Origin of the sequence: Microcystis sp. M31BS1 (assembly GCF_020245285.1) — a bacterium.
In the GTDB taxonomy this organism is placed as follows: Bacteria; Cyanobacteriota; Cyanobacteriia; order Cyanobacteriales; family Microcystaceae; genus Microcystis; species Microcystis panniformis.
The window spans coordinates 26,084-46,286 of record NZ_JADBVE010000169.1 but is presented as its reverse complement, the minus strand read 5'-3'; the positions used below and the strand labels follow the sequence as shown (position 1 = coordinate 46,286).

The following is a 20,203-nucleotide window of genomic DNA, read 5'->3' as shown; positions in this document are numbered from 1 at the left end:
TTAAATTATCCCTGTTTGATGGCAGGAAGAGACGGAGATTGACGAGAGAGTGAAAGGGTAATACCTAGTTGGGATAAATCAACCGTTTTATAGTTTAGGATAAACCCTAAGCCATATTTTTCTACCACAGGAATCGGTAATTTGGCGGCATGACTATAAACCACTCTAACGGTATCTTGGCTTCCTTTATTGGGTGAGTTATTAGGTTTTTGTTCAACAAATTGACCCAAAAACTGTAGAGAACTATAGGTTTTATTTGCTTGTTGGGCAATTTGGAGAAATTCAGAAACTGCTTGTTCTAATTCCTGCGTCAAGCTATTAATATTCTCCCCAATTTGTAACAATTGATACTCCTGTTTAGATAACAGTTTTTCTAGCTTATCTTGCAGTTCTGTTTCAAGCTGTACAACGGCTGAAGTTAATAATTCTTGGAGCATTTGCGGAGATTTATGAGCGGTTTCAATCGATTGAGTAGTAGGAGGAATCTGTTTGACAGATGGGTTAAGAACATGAGTCTCTATCATAATTTTTACCTAGTAACTAGCAAATTAATTTTGTTACCTTTTATTGTAGGATAAAGTAGGGTAAATTTAATGGATAATATTTTGTATTGTCTGCTAGGTTTTTCGATTATATTTATATAGTAAAAATGTGCTAAATTTGACCATAAAAAATAGGAATAAAAAAAATCCAGTTTTGGCGAAAAATAAAACATGGCTGATCAATGGGTAGAGGAATAAACTAGGAATATCAGTTAAGCAATCTTAGTTTGCTACAACACTTTTTTCACCTTAAAGGAACTTAAACCATGATGACAACTGTTCAATCCCCTTGTACCGTTGAAGACATTCAAAACTGGCTCGTTGATCAGTTTGCTCAACAACTCGATGTTGACCTTGATGACATTGATATTGAAGAACCTTTTGATAATTATGAACTCGACTCACGAAAAGCGTTAGTTTTATTAGGACGCTTAGAAAAATGGCTCGGAAAGGAATTAAATCCTGTGGTCATTTTTAACTATCCCACCATTGCTGAATTAGCAACCCGATTAGGGGAATTATATCTTTAACTTTTTCTTGTATTCTTTCTTATTCACTCTCTTCCTCATCACATTTTAGGAGAATTTCACCAATGGTTGCTACTAACACTAATGAGTATGATGTTGTGATTATGGGAGCAGGTTTCGCCGGGGTCTGTCAAGCAAGACACTTACTTCTAAATGTTCCCAACATTAAAATTGCACTGATCGATCCTCGTCCAGAAGAAAGAACTAATAAAGACCTCAAAATTGGCGAATCAATGGTGGAAATTGCCACCTTATTTGTCTGCAAAGAATTGGGGTTATATGAGTATATGATCGAAAATCATCCTCCCAAATTTGGACTAAACTTCCATTGGCCGAAAAAGAAGGACAAAACGACTACCACTGATGATTATTATCATATTTGGAATAATCGTCAACCGCCTTTGGCTTCCTTTCAAATGAACCGGGCAAAATTTGAACGGGATCTCCTAAAAATGAATAAAGCGATGGGAGCAACTTTTTATCAAGGTCGAGTTGTAGATGTTGATTTAACCTCAAAAGATGAACTCAAAACCGTTATCGCTAAAGTCGAAAATGAACAGATAACTCTCAAAGCAAAGCACGTTATTGATGCCGCAGGACGGAAGTTTATTATTGGTCAAAAAACCGATAATCTCCTATTTGGAGCAGATAATCTTTTTGGACTTGATACCGGTTCTGTTTGGGTTAGAGTTAACAATATTGATCGCACCATTTTTCACGATGGTTATGATCCTTATGGTACAACTTGTAGCCATTACTATGCAACCAATCATTGGTTTGGTCATGGTCATTGGTTATGGATGATTCCCACAGAAAAAGACTCCCAAGAAATCTCTATTGGAATTGCTCAACATCGCAGTGTTATCGCCAACGACCAAATTAATACTCAAGAGAAGTTTTATGCTTTCCTAAAAGCCAATCACAATCTACTTTATCGCTTAGTCACCTCTGGCGAAAATGTCGATTTTCATTATCTTCCTAGAGTTTCCCATACTAGCAAAACGATGTTTTCTCAAGATAATTGGTATGTAGTTGGAGATGCTGCTTGTATTTTTGATCCCTTTTACTCTTTGGGAACAAGTATGATTGCTTTTGCGATTGAAAGTATCACGGAAATTATTCGTTCTCAACTTGCAGGAGAAGCGGATACAGAAGAAAAACGGGCTGCTTACAATGACTTTAACCTTACCTATACTCGATTGAATAATCATCTCATTGAACACCATGATAAACAATTAGGTCATGCTAGTATCATGAGTTGGCGTATTTATGCCGAATATATGTGGTGGTTTGGGATTCAAATTCCCCTTTATGTCGGCAAATGGCATTTAGATACTGGCTTTATTTCCCGTTATGTGCCAAAAGTTCAAGCGGATATAAAAGGATATTGGCATCATCTCTATGAACAATTTAACCAATTAGTTGAGCAGAATAAAAATATTGGTTTTATGGATGCTCATCGTACTGATCAATTAATCTGGGGTTATCATACCCTCAAACACTTCGATGACTTTATCGAAAACACTAAATTTGAACCAAGACGGTGCAATGTTTTCGCTGGAATTAAAGCGACCAGTTTTTATACAGCAGTTTGGTATGCAAAGTTCCTCTGGAAAGGATTTGGTTTTTCAGCTTTTCTCAATCCAAAAAATCTGTCCTATCTGTTTGGACATCTTAATGGCGCAGTTCAATCTGCCATTACGGAAATGGTCTATAAATATTTGACTCGTAAGCTTTCTGATAATAGCCAAATTGAACAAACTCGCCAAGAATTTACCAACTATCGTTATCGTCCTCAACTAAATCCTTGGGTAAAAAAAGAAGTAAAAAGATCGCCCGAAAAAATACCTATTATTGTCTAAATTTGGGTTAATCACTTAGGCATAGGTAAAAGATAACATCACAAATCACAAGATAGCATCTTTTACCTTTAACCCTCCGCAATTGCTGTCTATTACTTACGGATCTCTCAACTATGAAACCTATTGCAATTATTGGGATTGGCTGTCGTTTTCCTCAAGCCAATAATCCTCAGGAATTCTGGCAATTATTATCAAAGGGAATTGACGGCATCACCGAAATTCCTAAGGAGCGCTGGAATATTAATGAATATTATGATGAGAATCCTGAAACACAGGGGAAAATGAATTCTCGTCATGGGGGATTTTTATCGCAAGTTGATGGTTTTGATCCTAATTTTTTCGGGATTTCTCCTAGAGAAGCCTTATTAATGGATCCTCAGCAACGCTTACTCTTAGAAGTAGCTTGGGAAACCATTGAAGATGCAGGAATAACACGGGAACAATTAGCAGGATCGAAAACAGGTGTATTTGTGGGAATTGCCACAAACGATTATAGTCGCATTCATGCAGGATATAGCCACCAACCTCAAGGCTATGATTTAACAGGAAACTGCACAAATATCGCAGCCGGTCGTCTTTCCTATCTTTTTAACTTAAAAGGTCCTAGTTTAGCGGTAGATACGGCTTGTTCTTCCTCTTTGGTCGCAGTGCATCTCGCTTGTCAAAGTTTATGGAATGATGAGTCTTCAATGGCGATCGCAGCAGGGGTTAACCTGATTTTATCCCCTATTGGTCATATTGCGTTAAGCAAATTGAAAGCCTTGTCTCCTGATGGACGTTGCAAAACCTTTGATGAAAGCGCCAATGGATATGTGCGAAGTGAGGGAGTCGGTTGTATTATTCTCAAACCGTTGGCTCAAGCGATCGCAGATAAGGATTCCATTTATGCGTTAATTAGAGGAACTGCTATTAATCATGATGGACGCAGCAAGGGGTTAACGGTTCCTTATGGACCGGCACAAGAAAGCTTGATTCGATCAGCCTTGAAAAATGCTGAAATTGAACCAAAAGAGCTTAATTATGTGGAATTGCACGGGACGGGAACATCTTTAGGCGATCCCATCGAAGCGATGGCCTTGGGATCTGTGTTAGAAGAAGGACGAGACAAGGATAATCCTTGTTTGGTGGGATCGGTAAAGAGTAATATAGGACATCTCGAAGCAGCGGCAGGAATTGCCAGTGTGATTAAGATGGCACTTTCCCTGAAAAACAAGCAAATTCCGCCCAGTCTGCATTTTAACAAGCCGAATCCTTATATTCCCTTTGATAAGTTACCCCTTAAGCTTCAATCATCTTTAATTACCTGGCCACAACAGGAAACAACCGCCAAGGTGGGAATTAGTTCTTTTGGATTTTCGGGAACAAACGCTCATCTTATCTTAGAAGAAGCTAATTTATCTCACCAAGAACCAATTTCCTTAACTTTCCCTCATTTACTTCCTTTATCTGCCCATAGTCACGAAGCGGTTAGAGATTTAGCTCAAAATTATGAAGATTTCCTGAAAGATCAAGCTTTAACCGCTGAATTTGTCCAGAATCTTTGCTATAGTGCTGGTTTAAGACGGACTCATCATGCTCATCGTCAGGCGGTTGTGGTTCATTCTCCTGAAGAATTATTGAAGGGTTTAAAAGAGTTAGAAACGGTTGATTTATCGACTCAATCTAAGCCTTCAAAACGTAAAACAAACATTGCTTTTGTCTTTTCTGGCCAAGGACCTCAATGGTGGGCAATGGGACGGGAATTATTAGCAACAGAACCGGTTTTTCGCTCTGTTATTAAACAATGTGATACTTTGATTCAAAAGTATGCTAACTGGTCATTATTAGCGGAATTTAATGCGTCTGAAGCTCAATCTCGTTTACAAGAAACAGAAGTTTCTCAACCTGCTTTATTCGCTTTACAAGTTGGATTAGCTAAATTATGGCAATCTTGGGGGATTAATCCTAAATCTGTGGTTGGTCACAGCTTGGGAGAAGTTGCAGCCGCCCATTTTGCGGGAATTCTAACTCTTGAGGAAGCTATTCATTTGATTTGTCAGCGCGGACAATTGATGCAGCAAGCAACAGGAAATGGAAAAATGCTTGCGATTGAATTACCTGTTAATGAGGTAGAAAATTTAATAGCTGCTTGGGAAAATAAATTAGAAATTGCTGCCATTAATAGTCCCTATTCAACGGTTGTATCTGGGGAGTCTCAATCGATCGATCAATTAATTGCTGAATTGTCCCAAAACCATCCTCATATTTTTTACAAAGAACTCCCTGTTAATTATGCTTTTCATAGTCAACAAATGACTACTTTTGCGGATAATTTAGTTAAAAAATTAGGAGAGCTTCAGCCTCAAAAAAGCACCATATCAATTTTCTCAACCGTAACAGGTGATCAACAAGAGGGGACATTATTTAATGCCGCTTATTGGGGACAAAATATGCGTCAGACGGTACGTTTTAACCCTGCGATTGAAGCAATGATTAAATCTCGTCATACTATCTTTGTTGAAATCAGCCCCCATCCTGTTTTATTGGGATATATTAAAAGTACCTTGCGAGAACAAGATACTGAGGGATTTGTTTTACCCTCTCTAAGACGAGAACATTCTGAACGGGGAACGCTATTAAATTCTTTAGGAAAGCTCTACACTTGGGGACATTCGATTAATTGGGAAAAATTATATCCCGAAAATTGTCAGTTTGTTAAGTTACCGCTTTATCCTTGGCAACATGAATCTTATTGGGTAAGTGATGCTAAACCTCAATTTAAGTCTGTTTCGTCTGCTTCTAGTTTACTTAATTTATTAGTTGAAGGCAAAACTGAACAACTAACTGAACAGTTAAATCAAAGTGATCAATTATCACCTGAAGTCAAGCAATTTTTACCCCAATTATTACAGTTATTGGTTGGAGAAGATGCAATAATAGCAGGCAAGATGCCTATCCTACAGGATGTTAGTAAGAACTGTTACAAAGTGGAATGGCAACTCAGTCCTTTAAACTTAAAAAATAAGCCTTCTCAAGGAGAACGGTGGTTAATTTTTAATGATAATCAAGGAGTTGGTAAAGCCTTAGCAACAACGCTAAATGATGCTTATATTTTGGTGTCTTCTGGTCAAACTTATCAGAAGTTGGTGTCAGGTCATTATCAAATTAATCCTAATAATGTTAAGGATTTTCAACGGTTGTTACAAGATCTAACTGAACCAATCACCAAAGTGGTCTATTTATGGGGGTTAGACAGCGATATTAACTCCCAAACCTCTCAAACTCGTTCTTATGCCAGTTTATTGTATCTAACACAAGCTTTAGCTCAATTTAAAACTAAAGAACCCCCTAAACTTTGGGTCATAACACAACAAGCACAACCGGTGAATGATGCTGTTAAACCGCTTAAAATAGCGCAAACGTCCTTATGGGGAATGGGTCAAGTCATTGCCCTTGAATATCCTAATTTATGGGGAGGATTGATTGATTTAGAAGAAAAACAACCATCGTCTCAAGCAATTATTGCTGAAATAACAGAAAATCTAGGAGAAGATCGCATCGCTTTTCGGGATCATCAACGATATGTTGCCCGTTTAGTACCTAATAAAGCAATAAAAAGCTCAAACATCAATTTTAAAAAGACAGAAGCCAGTTATCTCATTACTGGTGGCTTAGGCTCTTTAGGATTAAGTTTAGCAGATTGGTTAATTGAAAAAGGTGCAAATCATTTAATCTTAACCAGTCGGCGAGCCTTAGCTGACCATTCAACGGATAAACAGGTAAAAATCAAAGCTTTAGAGGATAAAGGGGCTACTATTCAAGTAATTGCCGCTGATGTCAGTGATTATCAACAAACCCGTCAACTTTTTCACCAAATTCAAGAAAATTGTCCTCCCTTACAGGGTATTATTCATGCGGCAGGGGTTTTAAGCGATCGCACCATTGACAAGATGGATTTCCATTGTTTTGAGAGCGTATTTAATCCTAAAGCAGCAGGAGCCTGGAATTTACACCAACTTTCTCAAGATTTATCCTTAGATTTCTTTGTTTGTTTCTCTTCCATATCTGCTTTAATCGGATCACGAGGTCAAATTCACTATGCCGCGGCCAACCATTTCTTAGATGGTTTAATGCACTACCGTCGAGAGTCTGGACTCACAGGGTTAAGCATTAACTGGGGACCTTGGGCTAAAGGGGGAATGGCCACGCAAGGCTATGAAGAAGGCTTAAAACGCCTGGGAATCAATCCATTACAACCTAATTTAGCCTTGGATACTTTAGATGCTCTAATCCATGGTAATGTTACTCAAACAATGGTAGCAGAGATTGATTGGTCTAAGTTTAAAACGATTGTTGCAGCAAAAGGACGGGTGGCTTTCTTAGAAGCGTTATTCAAGCAAGATCAGGATAATTTTGTGCAAACGGTCGAGAATTTCCCCCAAACCATCCAAAAAAACCCTCCTCACCGACGAGTCACCCTATTAACCACTCGTTTACAGCAAGAAGTAGCGCAAGTCTTAGGAATTCACGGAGATACTTTACCAGATACTGATCAAGGGTTCTTTGAGATGGGAATGGATTCTTTAATGTCCGTAGAACTGAAACATCGTCTAGAAGGCTTATTTTCTGTCTCTTTACCTTCCACCTTTGCTTTTGAGTATCCCACTATTGGTGATGTGGTGCAGTATTTTGTCCAAGAAGTATTTGCTTGGGAAGATAATTCAGAAAATTCTCAGATTTCTTCGGAAACCGAGTCAACGGATGTTGTAGTACTCCACCAAGCCCTTGCTGAATTGGAGTTGCTGTCAGAAGTAGAAACAGAAGCCCTAATGGAACAGGAATTGGCGGAATTAGAAGCATTACTTTAACAGTGAACAGTTATCAGTTAAGTAGGTGGGTGGAATTAAATATAAAATGAACGTAGGTTGGGTTGAAGCATGAAACCCAACGCCCGCATGGGTTACGCTACCGCTAACCCATCCTACAAATAATTGTGCCTACCTACTTATCAGTTATCCGAATAACTAACACCTCACACCTAATATCTAAGGAGCATTTTAATATCATGGATTCTCATCATCAGAAAACAGAATTAACGCCGTTACAAAAAGCAGTTATTGCGCTTAAAGAAGCTCGTAACAAGATTGAAGCCTTAGAACGGCAAAAAAATGAACCGATCGCTATTATTGGCATGGGCTGTCGTTTTCCGGGGGGTGCAAATAGTCCAGAGGCGTTTTGGGAGCTATTATCAAGGGGAAAAGAAGTAATTGTCCCTGTTCCTAGCCAAAGATGGGATGCGGAGGCTTATTATGACGAAAATCCCGATCTTCCTAACAAAACTTATGCTCGTTATGGCGGGTTTATTGACGCAGTAGATCAATTTGATCCGCAATTTTTCGGGATGACTCCCCGGGAGGCGATCGCACTAGACCCTCAACAACGATTATTATTAGAGGTAAGTTGGGAAGCGTTAGAAAATGCCGGAATTGCACCTCAAAAGCTGACAGGGACGCAAACAGGCGTATTTGTGGGCATTGGCTTGGATGATTACGCAAAACGGCAAATTAAGCAACAAATTCCCATTGATGCTTATACGGGATCAGGAAATGCGTTTTGTTTCGCTTCAGGTCGCTTATCCTATTTTTTAGGGCTACAAGGACCGAGTTTAGCCATTGATACCGCCTGTTCTACCTCTTTAGTCACGGTACATCTGGCTTGTCAAAGCTTACGCAATAGAGAGTCAAATTTAGCTTTAGCAGGGGGAGTTAGTTTAATGTTATCCCCGGAGGTGACGTTATATCTTTCTAAAACCCGCGCTTTGTCCCCTGATGGTCGTTGTAAAACCTTTGATAAAGATGCAAATGGCTATGTGAGAGGGGAAGGCTGTGGAATGGTGGTCTTAAAACGCTTTTCTGATGCTATAAGCGATGGAGACAACATTTTAGGCGTAATTAGAGGCTCGGCGGTCAATCAAGATGGCCCCAGTAGTGGTTTAACGGTTCCCAATGGAGCGGCGCAAATGGCAGTTATTCGTCAAGCATTGGAGAATGCAAAAGTAAAACCCGAACAAATTAGCTATTTAGAAGCACACGGGACAGGAACAGCGTTAGGCGACCCTATTGAAGTACGGGGGATTAACAATGTACTATGCAAAGATCGTTCCACTGATAACCCCTTAATGGTGGGTTCAGTAAAAACGAATATCGGCCACCTAGAAATTGCAGCCGGGATGGCCAGCCTATTAAAAGTCATTTTATCCCTAAAAAATCAAGAAATTCCCCCCCATCTTCATTTTAAAGAACTTAATCCTGATTTAGCGGCTGCTGCAACCGCTCTCAAAATTCCTACCGCTTCTCTGCCTTGGCAGCGAACAGAAGAACCTAGAAGGGCCGGAATTAGTGCATTTGGATTAAGTGGCACAAATGCCCACATTATCATCGAAGAACCGCCTCAATTAAGCTTTAATCCTTCTGAAGTGGATCGTCCTGCTCATTTACTCACTCTATCAGCGAAAAGCGACGATGCTTTAGATGATTTAGCGCAAAAATGGGTCAACTATTTAGAGAAAAATCCTCAATTAAACCTAGCAGACTTAGCTTTTAGTGCCAACACGGGACGAGGACAATTTAACCATCGTCTGGCAATTTTGGCAAAATCAACCCTTGAAGCCAAGGACTCTTTAACAGCATTTACGCAAAAACAAGCTTGTTTGAATGTTTTCAGCCAAGCAGTTGCAAAAAGTCGTCAAAATAAGATTGCTTTCTTGTTTACAGGACAAGGTTCTCAGTATGCAGACATGGGACGACAACTGTATGAAACTCAACCCACCTTTCGTCACGCGTTAGAGGAATGCGATCGCTTATTGCAACCTTACCTAGAAAAGTCCTTATTAGAGGTTTTATACAGTGATTCTAGCTTATTAGACCAAACTGCTTATACTCAACCCGCCCTATTCGCCATTGAATACGCATTATATAAATTATGGCAGTCTTGGGGCATTAAACCTGATGGGGTTTTAGGTCATAGTGTGGGGGAATATGTGTCCGCTTGTGTTGCAGGGGTTTATTCTCTCGAAGAGGGAATCAAGTTAATTGCCGAAAGAGGACGCTTAATGCAGTCTTTACCCCAAAAAGGCGCAATGGCGGCCATATTTGCCTCTATTGAAACAGTAAAATCTGTTATTTCTCCTTATGGGGATCAAGTTGAGATTGCCACTATCAATAGTTCGGAAAATATCGTTATTTCGGGTGACAAGGAAGCGATTAATCAGATTAAAGCGGATTTAGAATCACAAAGCATTGAAGTGCGTCTGCTTCAGGTATCTCATGCTTTTCATTCCGGGATGATGCAACCGATATTAGCAGAATTTAAAGTGATCGCTGCTAAAATTAGCTATAAAACACCCCAATTAGATTGGATTTCCACCGTCACAGGTGAAGAAATCAGCCAAGCAGTAACAGAGGACTATTGGTGTCAACAAGTGCGTCAATGCGTCCAATTTGCCCCAGCAATAGAAACCTTAGCCAGCCAAGGTTACAATCTATTTATTGAAATCGGCTCTCATCCGATTTTAACGAGATTGGGTCAAAAAACCTTAGCAAACCCTGATTATCTGTGGTTATCTTCCCTACAACGAGGACAGGATGATTGGCAAATTTTATTACAAAGTGTGGCAAAATTAGCCGTTTCTGGGGTTAATATTGATTGGAATGGCTTTGATAAAGATTATGCTCGTCTTCGTCTTCCTTTACCTACTTATGCTTTCCAAAAACAACCCTACTGGTTAACCGTAGAGGCGCCTGGTTTACGCCCAACCCAAGGGACAGAAACCGTAGAAGGGCAAGACTTACACCAAAGTCAAGAACGAGAAACTTTAGGGGTGCCAGGCTTGCGCCCAACCCAAAAACAAAACGAAACCAAGGCTGAAAGCTTAGAAAGTCAATTAATTGCCTTAATAAGTCAAATTACGGGTTTAAATCCTCAGCAATTGAGTTTGAATGTTTCCTTAGAAGCAGATTTAGGGTTAGATTCTATTATGATGACCCAATTAATGAACGGGTTACTATCATTAATTCCTGAAGAGCAACGTAGTCAATTTAGTGAAACCTTTTCCCTACGCCATTTAATGCAAGTCTCCAATCTTCAGGAATTATTAACCATTCTTCAATCTCATACTTCATCCCCCAAATCTCAAATCTCTAACCCTAAACTACAAACCAAAAACCTCAAAACACAACCCTCGAATCTGGTTCCTATTCTCCATAGTCAAATTCCCTTGTTAATGAGTTATTGGAGTCTCAATTCTAATAGTTTATTTACTAAGGTTAAAATTGCAGGAGAATTTGACTTAAATATTGCTCAACAAGCATGGAAACTGTTAATTAATCGACATCCCATGTTACGGGCGCAATTTCAGATTCCAGAGGATGCCACCTGCTTTGCAGACTATCAATTAGAAGTGCTAGAAAATCCCATTCCTCCTGAAATTCTTGTTAAAGATTTCACCACTTTAACTCCTGAGGAACAAGGGGAGAAAATTGAAGAAGAAATCTATCATTGGTTAAACTATAACTGGTCTTTAACGCAATGGCCGCTGCATGGATTTTCTGTTCTTAAATTATCTGATCAAATTCATCAATTATTTTTAGGGAATGAACACTTAATTTCGGATGGGTTAAGTAACCATGTCATGATGCGGGAATTCTTGGAAATTTACCGGGCCATAGTTGCTAAAGAAACGCCAAATCTTCCCCCTACATTGACTGTAGAAGATTATCGAAAACAGGTTCAATTAATGAACGATTGGCAAGATATTGAGGAAGATCGAGCCTTAGCCGAATACAATAATGCTGTGTCTGGAATGTCCTATCGTTGGCAACCTAAACAGCAGAAAAATGCTCAAAAATCTCCTCTCTTTTACAATCAAAAGTATCTACTTTCAGCAGAAACTACTTCTCAATTAATCGATAAAACTCGTCAATGGCGAGTCCCGATGAATGCACTATTATTAGGTGCATTTCTAAAAACTATGTCACAAATAGATTCAAAAGCTGAAAATATCGGAATTTCGATTCCCACCAGTGGACGAATTTACCCCGAAGTAGATGCAACAGGTGTGGTTAGTAGTTTTGCTCAAAATCTGGCATTAAGTTTTGCTAAACCTCAATTTGAGCAAGATTGGCCGACCTTTTTAAGCCAAATTCAGCAAACTGTACAACAACATATTGGCACAGGTTTAGATCGGGCGCAAACTCGTCAAATGGGAACAATTTTTCGAGACAATATTACCCTAGAAAAGGGTAAAATTCCCCCTCATAGTCTTTCTTTAATACAGGAGGCTTTAAAGTCTAATTTATACCTTCCTTATACGGGACAAACTCACCTGCAACCTCAGTATGATGCTTTATCAATTACTGACTATCAAGCCGGAGGAATGAACGCCACTGGAACAATTGATATTCTGCAAGAAATCTTTAATAATCGTCTTCATCTATTTGCAAGTTACGATTACCATCACTTTGACTTATTGCTAATAGATCAATTAATGACAGCCTATGTCAGCCAAATTGAAGAACTAGCCAATTTACCCGTGCAAGATCAAGTTATTATTTCTCATTCTTTCTCTATTTCTCTTAATACAGAGATTGAAGAAATGCTACGACAAATAACTTCCGAAATTTGTCATTGGACAATTGAAGAAGACGAAATAAGTGATGATTTGGAGGCAGATTTAGGACTAGATTCTTTAGAACGCATTCGCCTTGTTACCAAGCTAGAAGGGATTTATGGCAAACAATATCGCCAAGACCTTTTAAATTGTCGTACCTTGCAAGAAATGGCTGCTATTTTAGCCCCATCTCAACCTTCAATCCTCAACAGCTATCGGTAAAATACAGTCTGACAAATTAATATTAGGAAAAACAAAAATATGTCATTTCTACTTAGATAGGAATCCACAAATATTTATGATATTCTGAACTTTTTTTGTCCAGCTATACCTCAATCAGCGAAGGTTCGTAATTAGTCCTTAATGGCTACCTGCTAAAAAACCAATGGGCGCAGGCTTTGCGCCCCTACCACCTAACATCTAATAGAGGATTATTCTTATGGCTTTTTCCCCCGAAATTCCCTACTATAAAATTATTAAACAAGCACAATTAACCCCTGATGCGATCGCTGTTTTAGATGAGGCTTGTCCCCTAACTTATCAACAATTAGACCATCTTTCTAATCAAGTTGCTGCTTATTTACAGACTCAAGGTGTTAACCCCAATACCAGAGTTGGAATTATGACGGAACGAAATCCACGCATGATCGTTGGTATTTTGGGAATTCTGAAAGCCGGTGGCTGTTATGTACCCTTAGATCCCGATTATCCCGTCGAAAGATTGCGTTATATTCTTCATCATGCCACTATCGAGATCTTACTTACCGAACATCAAGTAAGTGAACAGTTAATTTCTTGTGTGACAGAACCTTTACCCTTGCAAACCGTCCTCTTTTTAGATGAAGGAGAAAGATTAAACAAAATTAATGATTTAACTCAGATTACCACTTCTATCTGGCAAAAACACAGTAAAGAATCCATAAATCTTTGTAATCGTCCTGAGGATTTAATGGTAATTCTTTATACGTCTGGATCAACAGGACGGCCAAAAGGGGTAATGTTAAACCATCGCGGTTATATGAATCGTCTAGAATGGATGCAAAAAACATTTTCCCTGAAACCAGGCGATCGCATCGCACAACGCACCTCTTTTTGTTTCGATATTTCCGTATGGGAAATTTTCTGGACGTTAATGGAAGGTGCAACAATATGTCCCGTCAAACGCGAAGTAGTCTTAAATCCTTGGGAATTTGCTGCCTGGATTAAAAAGACTAAAATTAATGTAATGCACTTTGTTCCCTCCCTCTTTGGGGAATTTATCAGTGCGATTGAAAACGAATCTTGGACATTTCCTGATTTACGCTGGTTAATCTTTAGTGGGGAAGCTTTACCCATGTCTTTTATCCAAAAATGGCTTGATTGTTATGGATTAAAGACAGGTTTAGCCAATCTTTATGGACCGACAGAAGCCTCCATTGATGTGACTTACCATATTATTACAGAACGTCCTGACGAACGCACCAGCAGCCAAATTCCCATCGGAAAAGCGATCGATAATGTCTATCTCAAAGTGTTGGATGATCAGATGCAACCTGTTAAACAAGGGGAAATGGGAGAACTTTGGCTTGGTGGCGTACAATTAGCGTTAGGATACCTCAAAGATCCTGAAAAAACCGCTAAAGCGTTCTGTTCTAATCCTTTTTCTGATGTCTCTGGTGACTATATTTATCGGACAGGTGATCTAGTCAAGGAATTACCCGATGGTACGCTGGAATATCATGGACGTATCGATAATATGGTCAAAATTCGGGGTTTTCGCATTGAATTAGGGGAAATTGAGAGCATCTTAACCACTCATCCCAATGTCCGCGAGGCCGCCGTTTTAGCTATTGATTACGGTGAAGGACAAAAACGATTAATTGCTTGTTTATCGGGGGATAAAATCAAAAACCGAGTTCTCAAAGCACATTTAGAACAAAAACTCCCCCATTACATGATTCCTCAACGATTCGCTTGGTTTCCACAACTTGCTAAGAATCATAACGGAAAGTTAGACCGTAAAGCATTAGCCGCCGAATTACTTGCTCCTCCCGCTGCTCCCCCTACTCCTTCTCTTGTCCCCCTTGGACCGGCACAACGTTGGTTAGTCAACTATTTTGAACCTCCCTATCAATGGTTCGGTTATACTCGTTTTCTCTATCATCAGTCTTTGAATCTTGATATTTTCAATCAAGCTGCTAATCTTTTGGTGCAACGTCATGAAGCTTTTCGGACGGTTTGCCTACAAAATCAAGGTAAATGGCAGCAATACTTGATCAATGATCCTCAACCTATCCTGGCAGAGTATTGGGATGGAAGCCACTTAACAGAAGCAGAACGTAATGCTAAAATTCAAGCTCAAATGTCAGATTTAGCTAAAAAAATCCAGATTGACCGTTGGCCACTCACTGCCACTCTTGTCGTTAAAGTTAGTCCCTATTGCTACGATATTACGATGGTCGCTCACCACATCATTGCTGATATGTTAAGTGCAACCCTCTTGTTTAAGGAACTTTGGAGTGCCTATCATCAATTATTGGTAGGAAGTGAGCCGACTTTTCCTAACCCTAATCCTCAGTCTTACTTAGATTTTGTGCAAGTCTTGAGGGATGAGGAGAAAAAAGGAACAATGAACGAACACTTGAATTATTGGAAGGAACAATTTCCTGATGCAGAGAGTCGCTTTGAAGTCCCCGTCGATCATGTCAAAGGCCCAAATATTGAAGCTTCTGCCGAAAGTGCGCGATTTGTCCTAAGTAAAGCGCAAACTAAACAGTTATTAAGCCAAGGCAAGGTTTATTATCAGTCTAACTTTTATCCTATTCTCCTTGCTCCTTTATACCGTTTATTAGGTGATTGGAGTCAACGCAAACAGGTGGTTATCAGTCATCGTAGTCATGGGCGAGATTTAGGCGAAGGTCAGTCTTTTATGGAAAGTATGGGCAATTATGCTGTAAATTTTCCCATAGGCATTAATTTATCCACTTCTACGACTTGGCAAAAAACTATCAGTACCATCAATGAGCAGTTTGAAAGCTTACCAATGAATGGCGTAACTTATGATTGGATAGGTGAGTCTTTACCTGAATATCTCTATCCTGATAGTAATTTAACCCCAGTAAGGGCTAATTATCTGGGAAATCGTTCGGTTCCTCTCTCTGACTTGTTTGAGTTTGTTTATGGCGAGCGCGATTGTCGTTTATCGCCACTGGATCAAAAACGTACCACATTGATTGAATTCTTTTTCCTAATCATAGATGGTCAGTTAGAGATAAGAATTGAATATTCTCGTAATTTCCATCTTCCTACGACCATTGAAAAAATCGGACAAGATTACCTCATTCTTCTTGAGGAATTAGTGCCTATTGGTGTTGCTGATTCCTAACCTTTCAGGGGGGAGTGTCAAGCAGTCCGTGGCATTGACTCATATTAAATCCGTTTGATTAAGTCAGGAGAATACTTTGGCAAAAGTGCTACCTCGAAAATGTCTTGACTATCGTACCCCGAATGAGGTATTCCCCAAAGGTAGATCAGACAGGGATGCAATTCAGACTTGAATTGGCGTCACCAAGAGCGTGATGGACTGCTCTAGTTACCAGATTTTTCCCCCCCCGAACGCTTACTAAAAATCATCCATTTGTGAGAGTAGATCATCCATTGTATAAACTTGGAACTCTGCCTAAACTGAAGCTAAAGGGAATCAAACAATTCTTTGTTCATTCTTTAAGAACTATTCGTTGTCTCTACAGACTGCTATATTATTGATTGGAGAACACACCTACAATGTCTGCTCAATCCTCAACCTCTAGCCTAACTGCTTTACAAAAAACACCGATCGCTATTATTGGAATGTCGGCCTTATTTGCTAAAGCCAAAAATTTACAGGAATATTGGGAAAATATTCTCGGTAAAGTGAATGGAATCACTGAAGTGCCAGAAAGCGCCTGGAATTTAGAAGATTACTATGATCCAGACCCGAAAGCACCAGATAAGACCTATGGTAAATGGGGGGGCTTTTTGCCAAAAATTGATTTTGACCCCTTAGAATTTGGTCTGCCACCTGATACGTTAGAAGCTTTAGATTCGGCTCATTTACTTGGTTTAGTGATGGCTAAACAAGCTTTAGAAGATGCGGGTTATAACCAAGGAAAAGAGTTTAATCGAGAAACAACAGGGGTTATTTTAGGAGGAAGCGGCCTCTGGAAAAGCATTACTCCCTTAACCAGTCGTCTGCAATATCCTCTCTGGAAGAAAATCTGCCAAAAAAGTGGTTTATCTCAAGAACAAACCGACAAAATTATCGAAAACATGAAGGCAGCCTATGTGCCTTGGCAGGAAAATTCTTTCCCCGGTATGTTACCAAACGTCGTAGCGGGTCGTATTACTAATCGCTTTGATTTAGGAGGAACTAATTGTGTGGTGGATGCAGCCTGTGCGAGTTCCTTAAGTGCTTTAAAAATGGCGATCAGTGAATTAATCGAAGGCCGTTGTGACATGATGCTTACAGGGGGCTTTGACACGGATAATTCCATCCTTAACTATATGTGTTTTAGCAAAACTCCAGCTTTTTCTAAGAAAGATTGTCTCAATCCCTTTGATGCCACCTCCGATGGCATGATGGTAGGGGAAGGATTGGGAATGCTGGTGATTAAACGGCTTGAGGATGCAGAACGAGACGGCAATCGCATCTATGCAGTGATTAAAGGCATCGGGACTGCTAGTGATGGTCGTTTTAAAAGTATCTATGCACCGCGTCCTGAAGGTCAAGTTAGAGCCTTACGGCGTGCCTATCAAGAGGCGGGATTTTCTCCCGCTACCTTGGGGTTAGTTGAAGCCCATGGTACTGGAACACCAGCAGGAGATTTTTGTGAATTTACAGCCCTGAATGAGGTTTTTAGCGAAAATAACCCAGAAAAGCAAACGATTGCTCTGGGTAGTGTCAAATCTCAAATTGGTCATACCAAGGCGGCGGCGGGTGCTGCAAGTTTAATTAAAACGACTTTGGCCTTACATCATAAAATTCTTCCTGCTACCATTAATATTACCGAACCCAACCCTAAATTTAAGATTGAAGACTCGCCTTTTTATCTCAACACTGAAACCCGTCCTTGGTTGCCCAAAGGAGAGACACCGAGACGAGCCGGGGTTAGTTCCTTTGGCTTTGGGGGAACTGATTATCATGTGGTGTTAGAAGAATATACGCCCAAATTACCCCAAGGAGAAAATCGAATTCATCATCGTCCCCAATCAATTTTACTCTGGGGTCAAAATCCCGAAGAATTAAGACAAACTTGTCAAAAAGCTCTAGAACAGTTGCAATCTCTTCAAGGTTCACAAGTTTATATTGAACTACAAAATCAAAGCAAATCGGCTCAACTTCCCTTAAAGGTTGCTAGAGTGGGCTTTGTTGCGACTTCCTTGGCTGAAGCTATTAAATTACTGCAAGCAGCCGTTAAACAGTTGCAAAAACAGCCTCAAGCAGAGGCATGGGAACATCCCCAAGGTATTTATTACCGTAAGACGGGGTTATTACTGGAGGGAAAAGTCGTAGCACTGTTCCCCGGCCAAGGTTCTCAATACCTGAATATGGGTCGAGAAATTGCCCTAAATTGCCCAGAAATCGAAACCGCTTATCAAAAATTGGATACATTGAGAGCTAAAGCGGGTTTAACGCCCCTTTCAGCAGGGGTATTTCCGATTCCTACCTTTAACGAGGTGGACGAAAAACGGCAAACCTCTTTACTGCAACGGACGGAAAATGCTCAACCTGCGATCGGGGCTTTCAGTGTAGGACTGTATAAAACGTTGCAAAAGACGGGATTTAAGCCAAATTTTGTGGCCGGTCACAGTTTTGGGGAATTAACCGCACTCTGGGCCGCAGGCGTTTTCACCGACGACGATTATTATTACTTGATCCAAGCTAGAGGCCAGGCCATGGCCGCACCGAAAGGAGCCACCCCTCAAGGGGCGATGTTAGCGGTGACGGGGAAAGTATCTCAGATAGCGCAATGGGTTGAAGGAATGGCCAATGTGCAGATTGCTAACTATAATGCACCTGAACAGGTGGTATTATCGGGATTAGCCTCAGAAATTGCCACTATTGAGAAGATTTTAAGCTCTCAAGGCTATCAGGTTACGCCTTTACCCGTGTCTGCTGCTTTTCATACTTCTCTAGTACGTCATGCTAGTCAACCCTTTGGGAAAGCGTTGGATCAAGTGACGTTTCATGCGCCCCAACTTCCGGTTTACGCTAATGTGACGGCAGCCCCTTATCCCAAAGATTTATCGGGGATGCGTCAGCTTTTAGAAGCTCAGTTGTTGAATTCGGTTCAGTTTGTCCAACAAATTGAAAATATTTATGCTCAAGGCGGATATTGCTTTGTGGAAATTGGACCGCGCCAAATTCTGACTAACTTAGTTAAACAGATCTTAGGCGATCGCCCTCATCTGGCCATTGCGCTCAACCCCAGTCGGCAAAAGGACAGTGATGTTCAACTGTCACAAGGAGTAATGCAGCTTCGAGTTTTAGGTTTACCGTTAAACGATCCGGAAAATGCAGCTTTGACGGTGAAGAATTCCTCAAGCAAACGCAAAGGTATGATCCTGAAGCTGAATGCAACCAACTACATCAGCGATAAAACCAAAGCTTTGATCGGAGCTGCATTACAACCTGATTCACCTGCGGAAATAGAACCGTCAGTTGATTCCCAAACGGTTGAATCTAAGTGTGAGGAAGTGAAAGGGTCGGAAAACGAGGAAATTTTAGCCTCTATTCCTTCCGTCAACCCTTATCCTTCTGATTCTCAGCCTCTTTCAGAGGAAATTCCAACACTCAATTTATCTATCGTTTCTCGAGATCAAACTGTAACCATGACTATGAACAACGCTATTTCTAACAACATCAACCCTCTTTTACAGGCATTCTACCAATATCAACAGAGTCTTGCCAAGGTTCACGAAGAGTACATTAAACATCAATCCCAGAGTTTTCAATCAGTGTTGCAGTTATTAAAACAAAAAGAGATGACAGCAGTTGCTCAAATTGACGAACTCTCTACTCCTGCTGCTGCTTCGGAGAATTCAAAATTTGATCGGCAAAATTCAGAGGTTTCCTCTGTTAGCTTTCCTGATCCTACCCCTTTTAAGTCTGAACCTCAGCCCTTACGGACTCCAGAACCTCAACCTTTAAACACTGCACCTCAACCCTTACCGACTCCCGAACCTGAACCTGTTCACATTTCCCCCATTGTCAACTACTTAGAACCTCGTCAACCCATTGCAGCCATCTCTACACCTGAACCTGTGTCAGAAGTGAGCGAACCTTCTTTAGACTCCATTCAAGATGATGCACTAAGTCAAGCCTTATTAGAGGTTGTCAGTGAAAAAACAGGCTATCCTACGGAAATGTTGGAATTAGAAATGGATTTAGAGGCAGATTTAGGCATTGACTCGATCAAACGGGTAGAAATCATGGGAAGTCTGCAAGAAGCTTTCTCTGGGTTGCCCAAACTTAGCCCTGAAGCGTTAGCAGAAAAACGTACCCTAGCCCACATTGTTCAGTACTTGAGGGAGAAAATGATGGTGACAGAAAAAAAAATAGCTTAGTTGTTACCTCTACCCAGTCTAACCATCGAAAACACGGTGATA

Annotated in this window: 7 protein-coding genes; 6 read left to right on the top strand and 1 reads right to left on the bottom strand. The window is 40.3% G+C overall.

Translation table 11 applies throughout. The annotated features are described in order from the left end of the window. Positions 1-5: 5 nt before the first annotated feature. The gene (locus IM509_RS09830) at positions 6-524 is read right to left on the bottom strand and encodes a hypothetical protein (RefSeq protein ID WP_052277687.1); all 519 of its coding nucleotides are present in this window, start codon (positions 522-524) and stop codon (positions 6-8) included. A gap of 284 nt (positions 525-808) precedes the next feature. On the opposite strand from IM509_RS09830, the gene IM509_RS09825 reads away from it, so the two are divergent. The 6 genes from IM509_RS09825 (at position 809) to IM509_RS09800 (ending at position 20,161) form a co-directional block, all read left to right on the top strand. After that, the gene (locus IM509_RS09825; RefSeq protein ID WP_008206984.1) at positions 809-1,072 is read left to right on the top strand and encodes an acyl carrier protein; all 264 of its coding nucleotides are present in this window, start codon (positions 809-811) and stop codon (positions 1,070-1,072) included. A 62-nt stretch (positions 1,073-1,134) separates the two neighbouring features. Then, on the top strand, positions 1,135-2,931 hold the full coding sequence (locus tag IM509_RS09820; protein ID WP_052277688.1) for an NAD(P)/FAD-dependent oxidoreductase: 1,797 nt from the start codon (positions 1,135-1,137) through the stop codon (positions 2,929-2,931). Positions 2,932-3,044: 113 nt separating this feature from the next. Continuing rightward, positions 3,045-7,778, top strand: coding sequence for a type I polyketide synthase (locus IM509_RS09815; protein ID WP_185237610.1), 4,734 nt, complete (start codon positions 3,045-3,047; stop codon positions 7,776-7,778). A 197-nt stretch (positions 7,779-7,975) separates the two neighbouring features. Beyond that, positions 7,976-12,799, top strand: coding sequence for a type I polyketide synthase (locus IM509_RS09810; protein ID WP_185237611.1), 4,824 nt, complete (start codon positions 7,976-7,978; stop codon positions 12,797-12,799). A 217-nt stretch (positions 12,800-13,016) separates the two neighbouring features. Beyond that, positions 13,017-15,941 (top strand): amino acid adenylation domain-containing protein, encoded by a 2,925-nt coding sequence (locus tag IM509_RS09805; protein WP_052277691.1) that lies wholly within the window; start codon positions 13,017-13,019, stop codon positions 15,939-15,941. A gap of 398 nt (positions 15,942-16,339) precedes the next feature. After that, positions 16,340-20,161, top strand: a complete 3,822-nt coding sequence (locus IM509_RS09800) for a type I polyketide synthase (protein ID WP_185237612.1) — start codon at positions 16,340-16,342, stop codon at positions 20,159-20,161. The last annotated feature ends 42 nt before the right edge of the window (positions 20,162-20,203 follow it).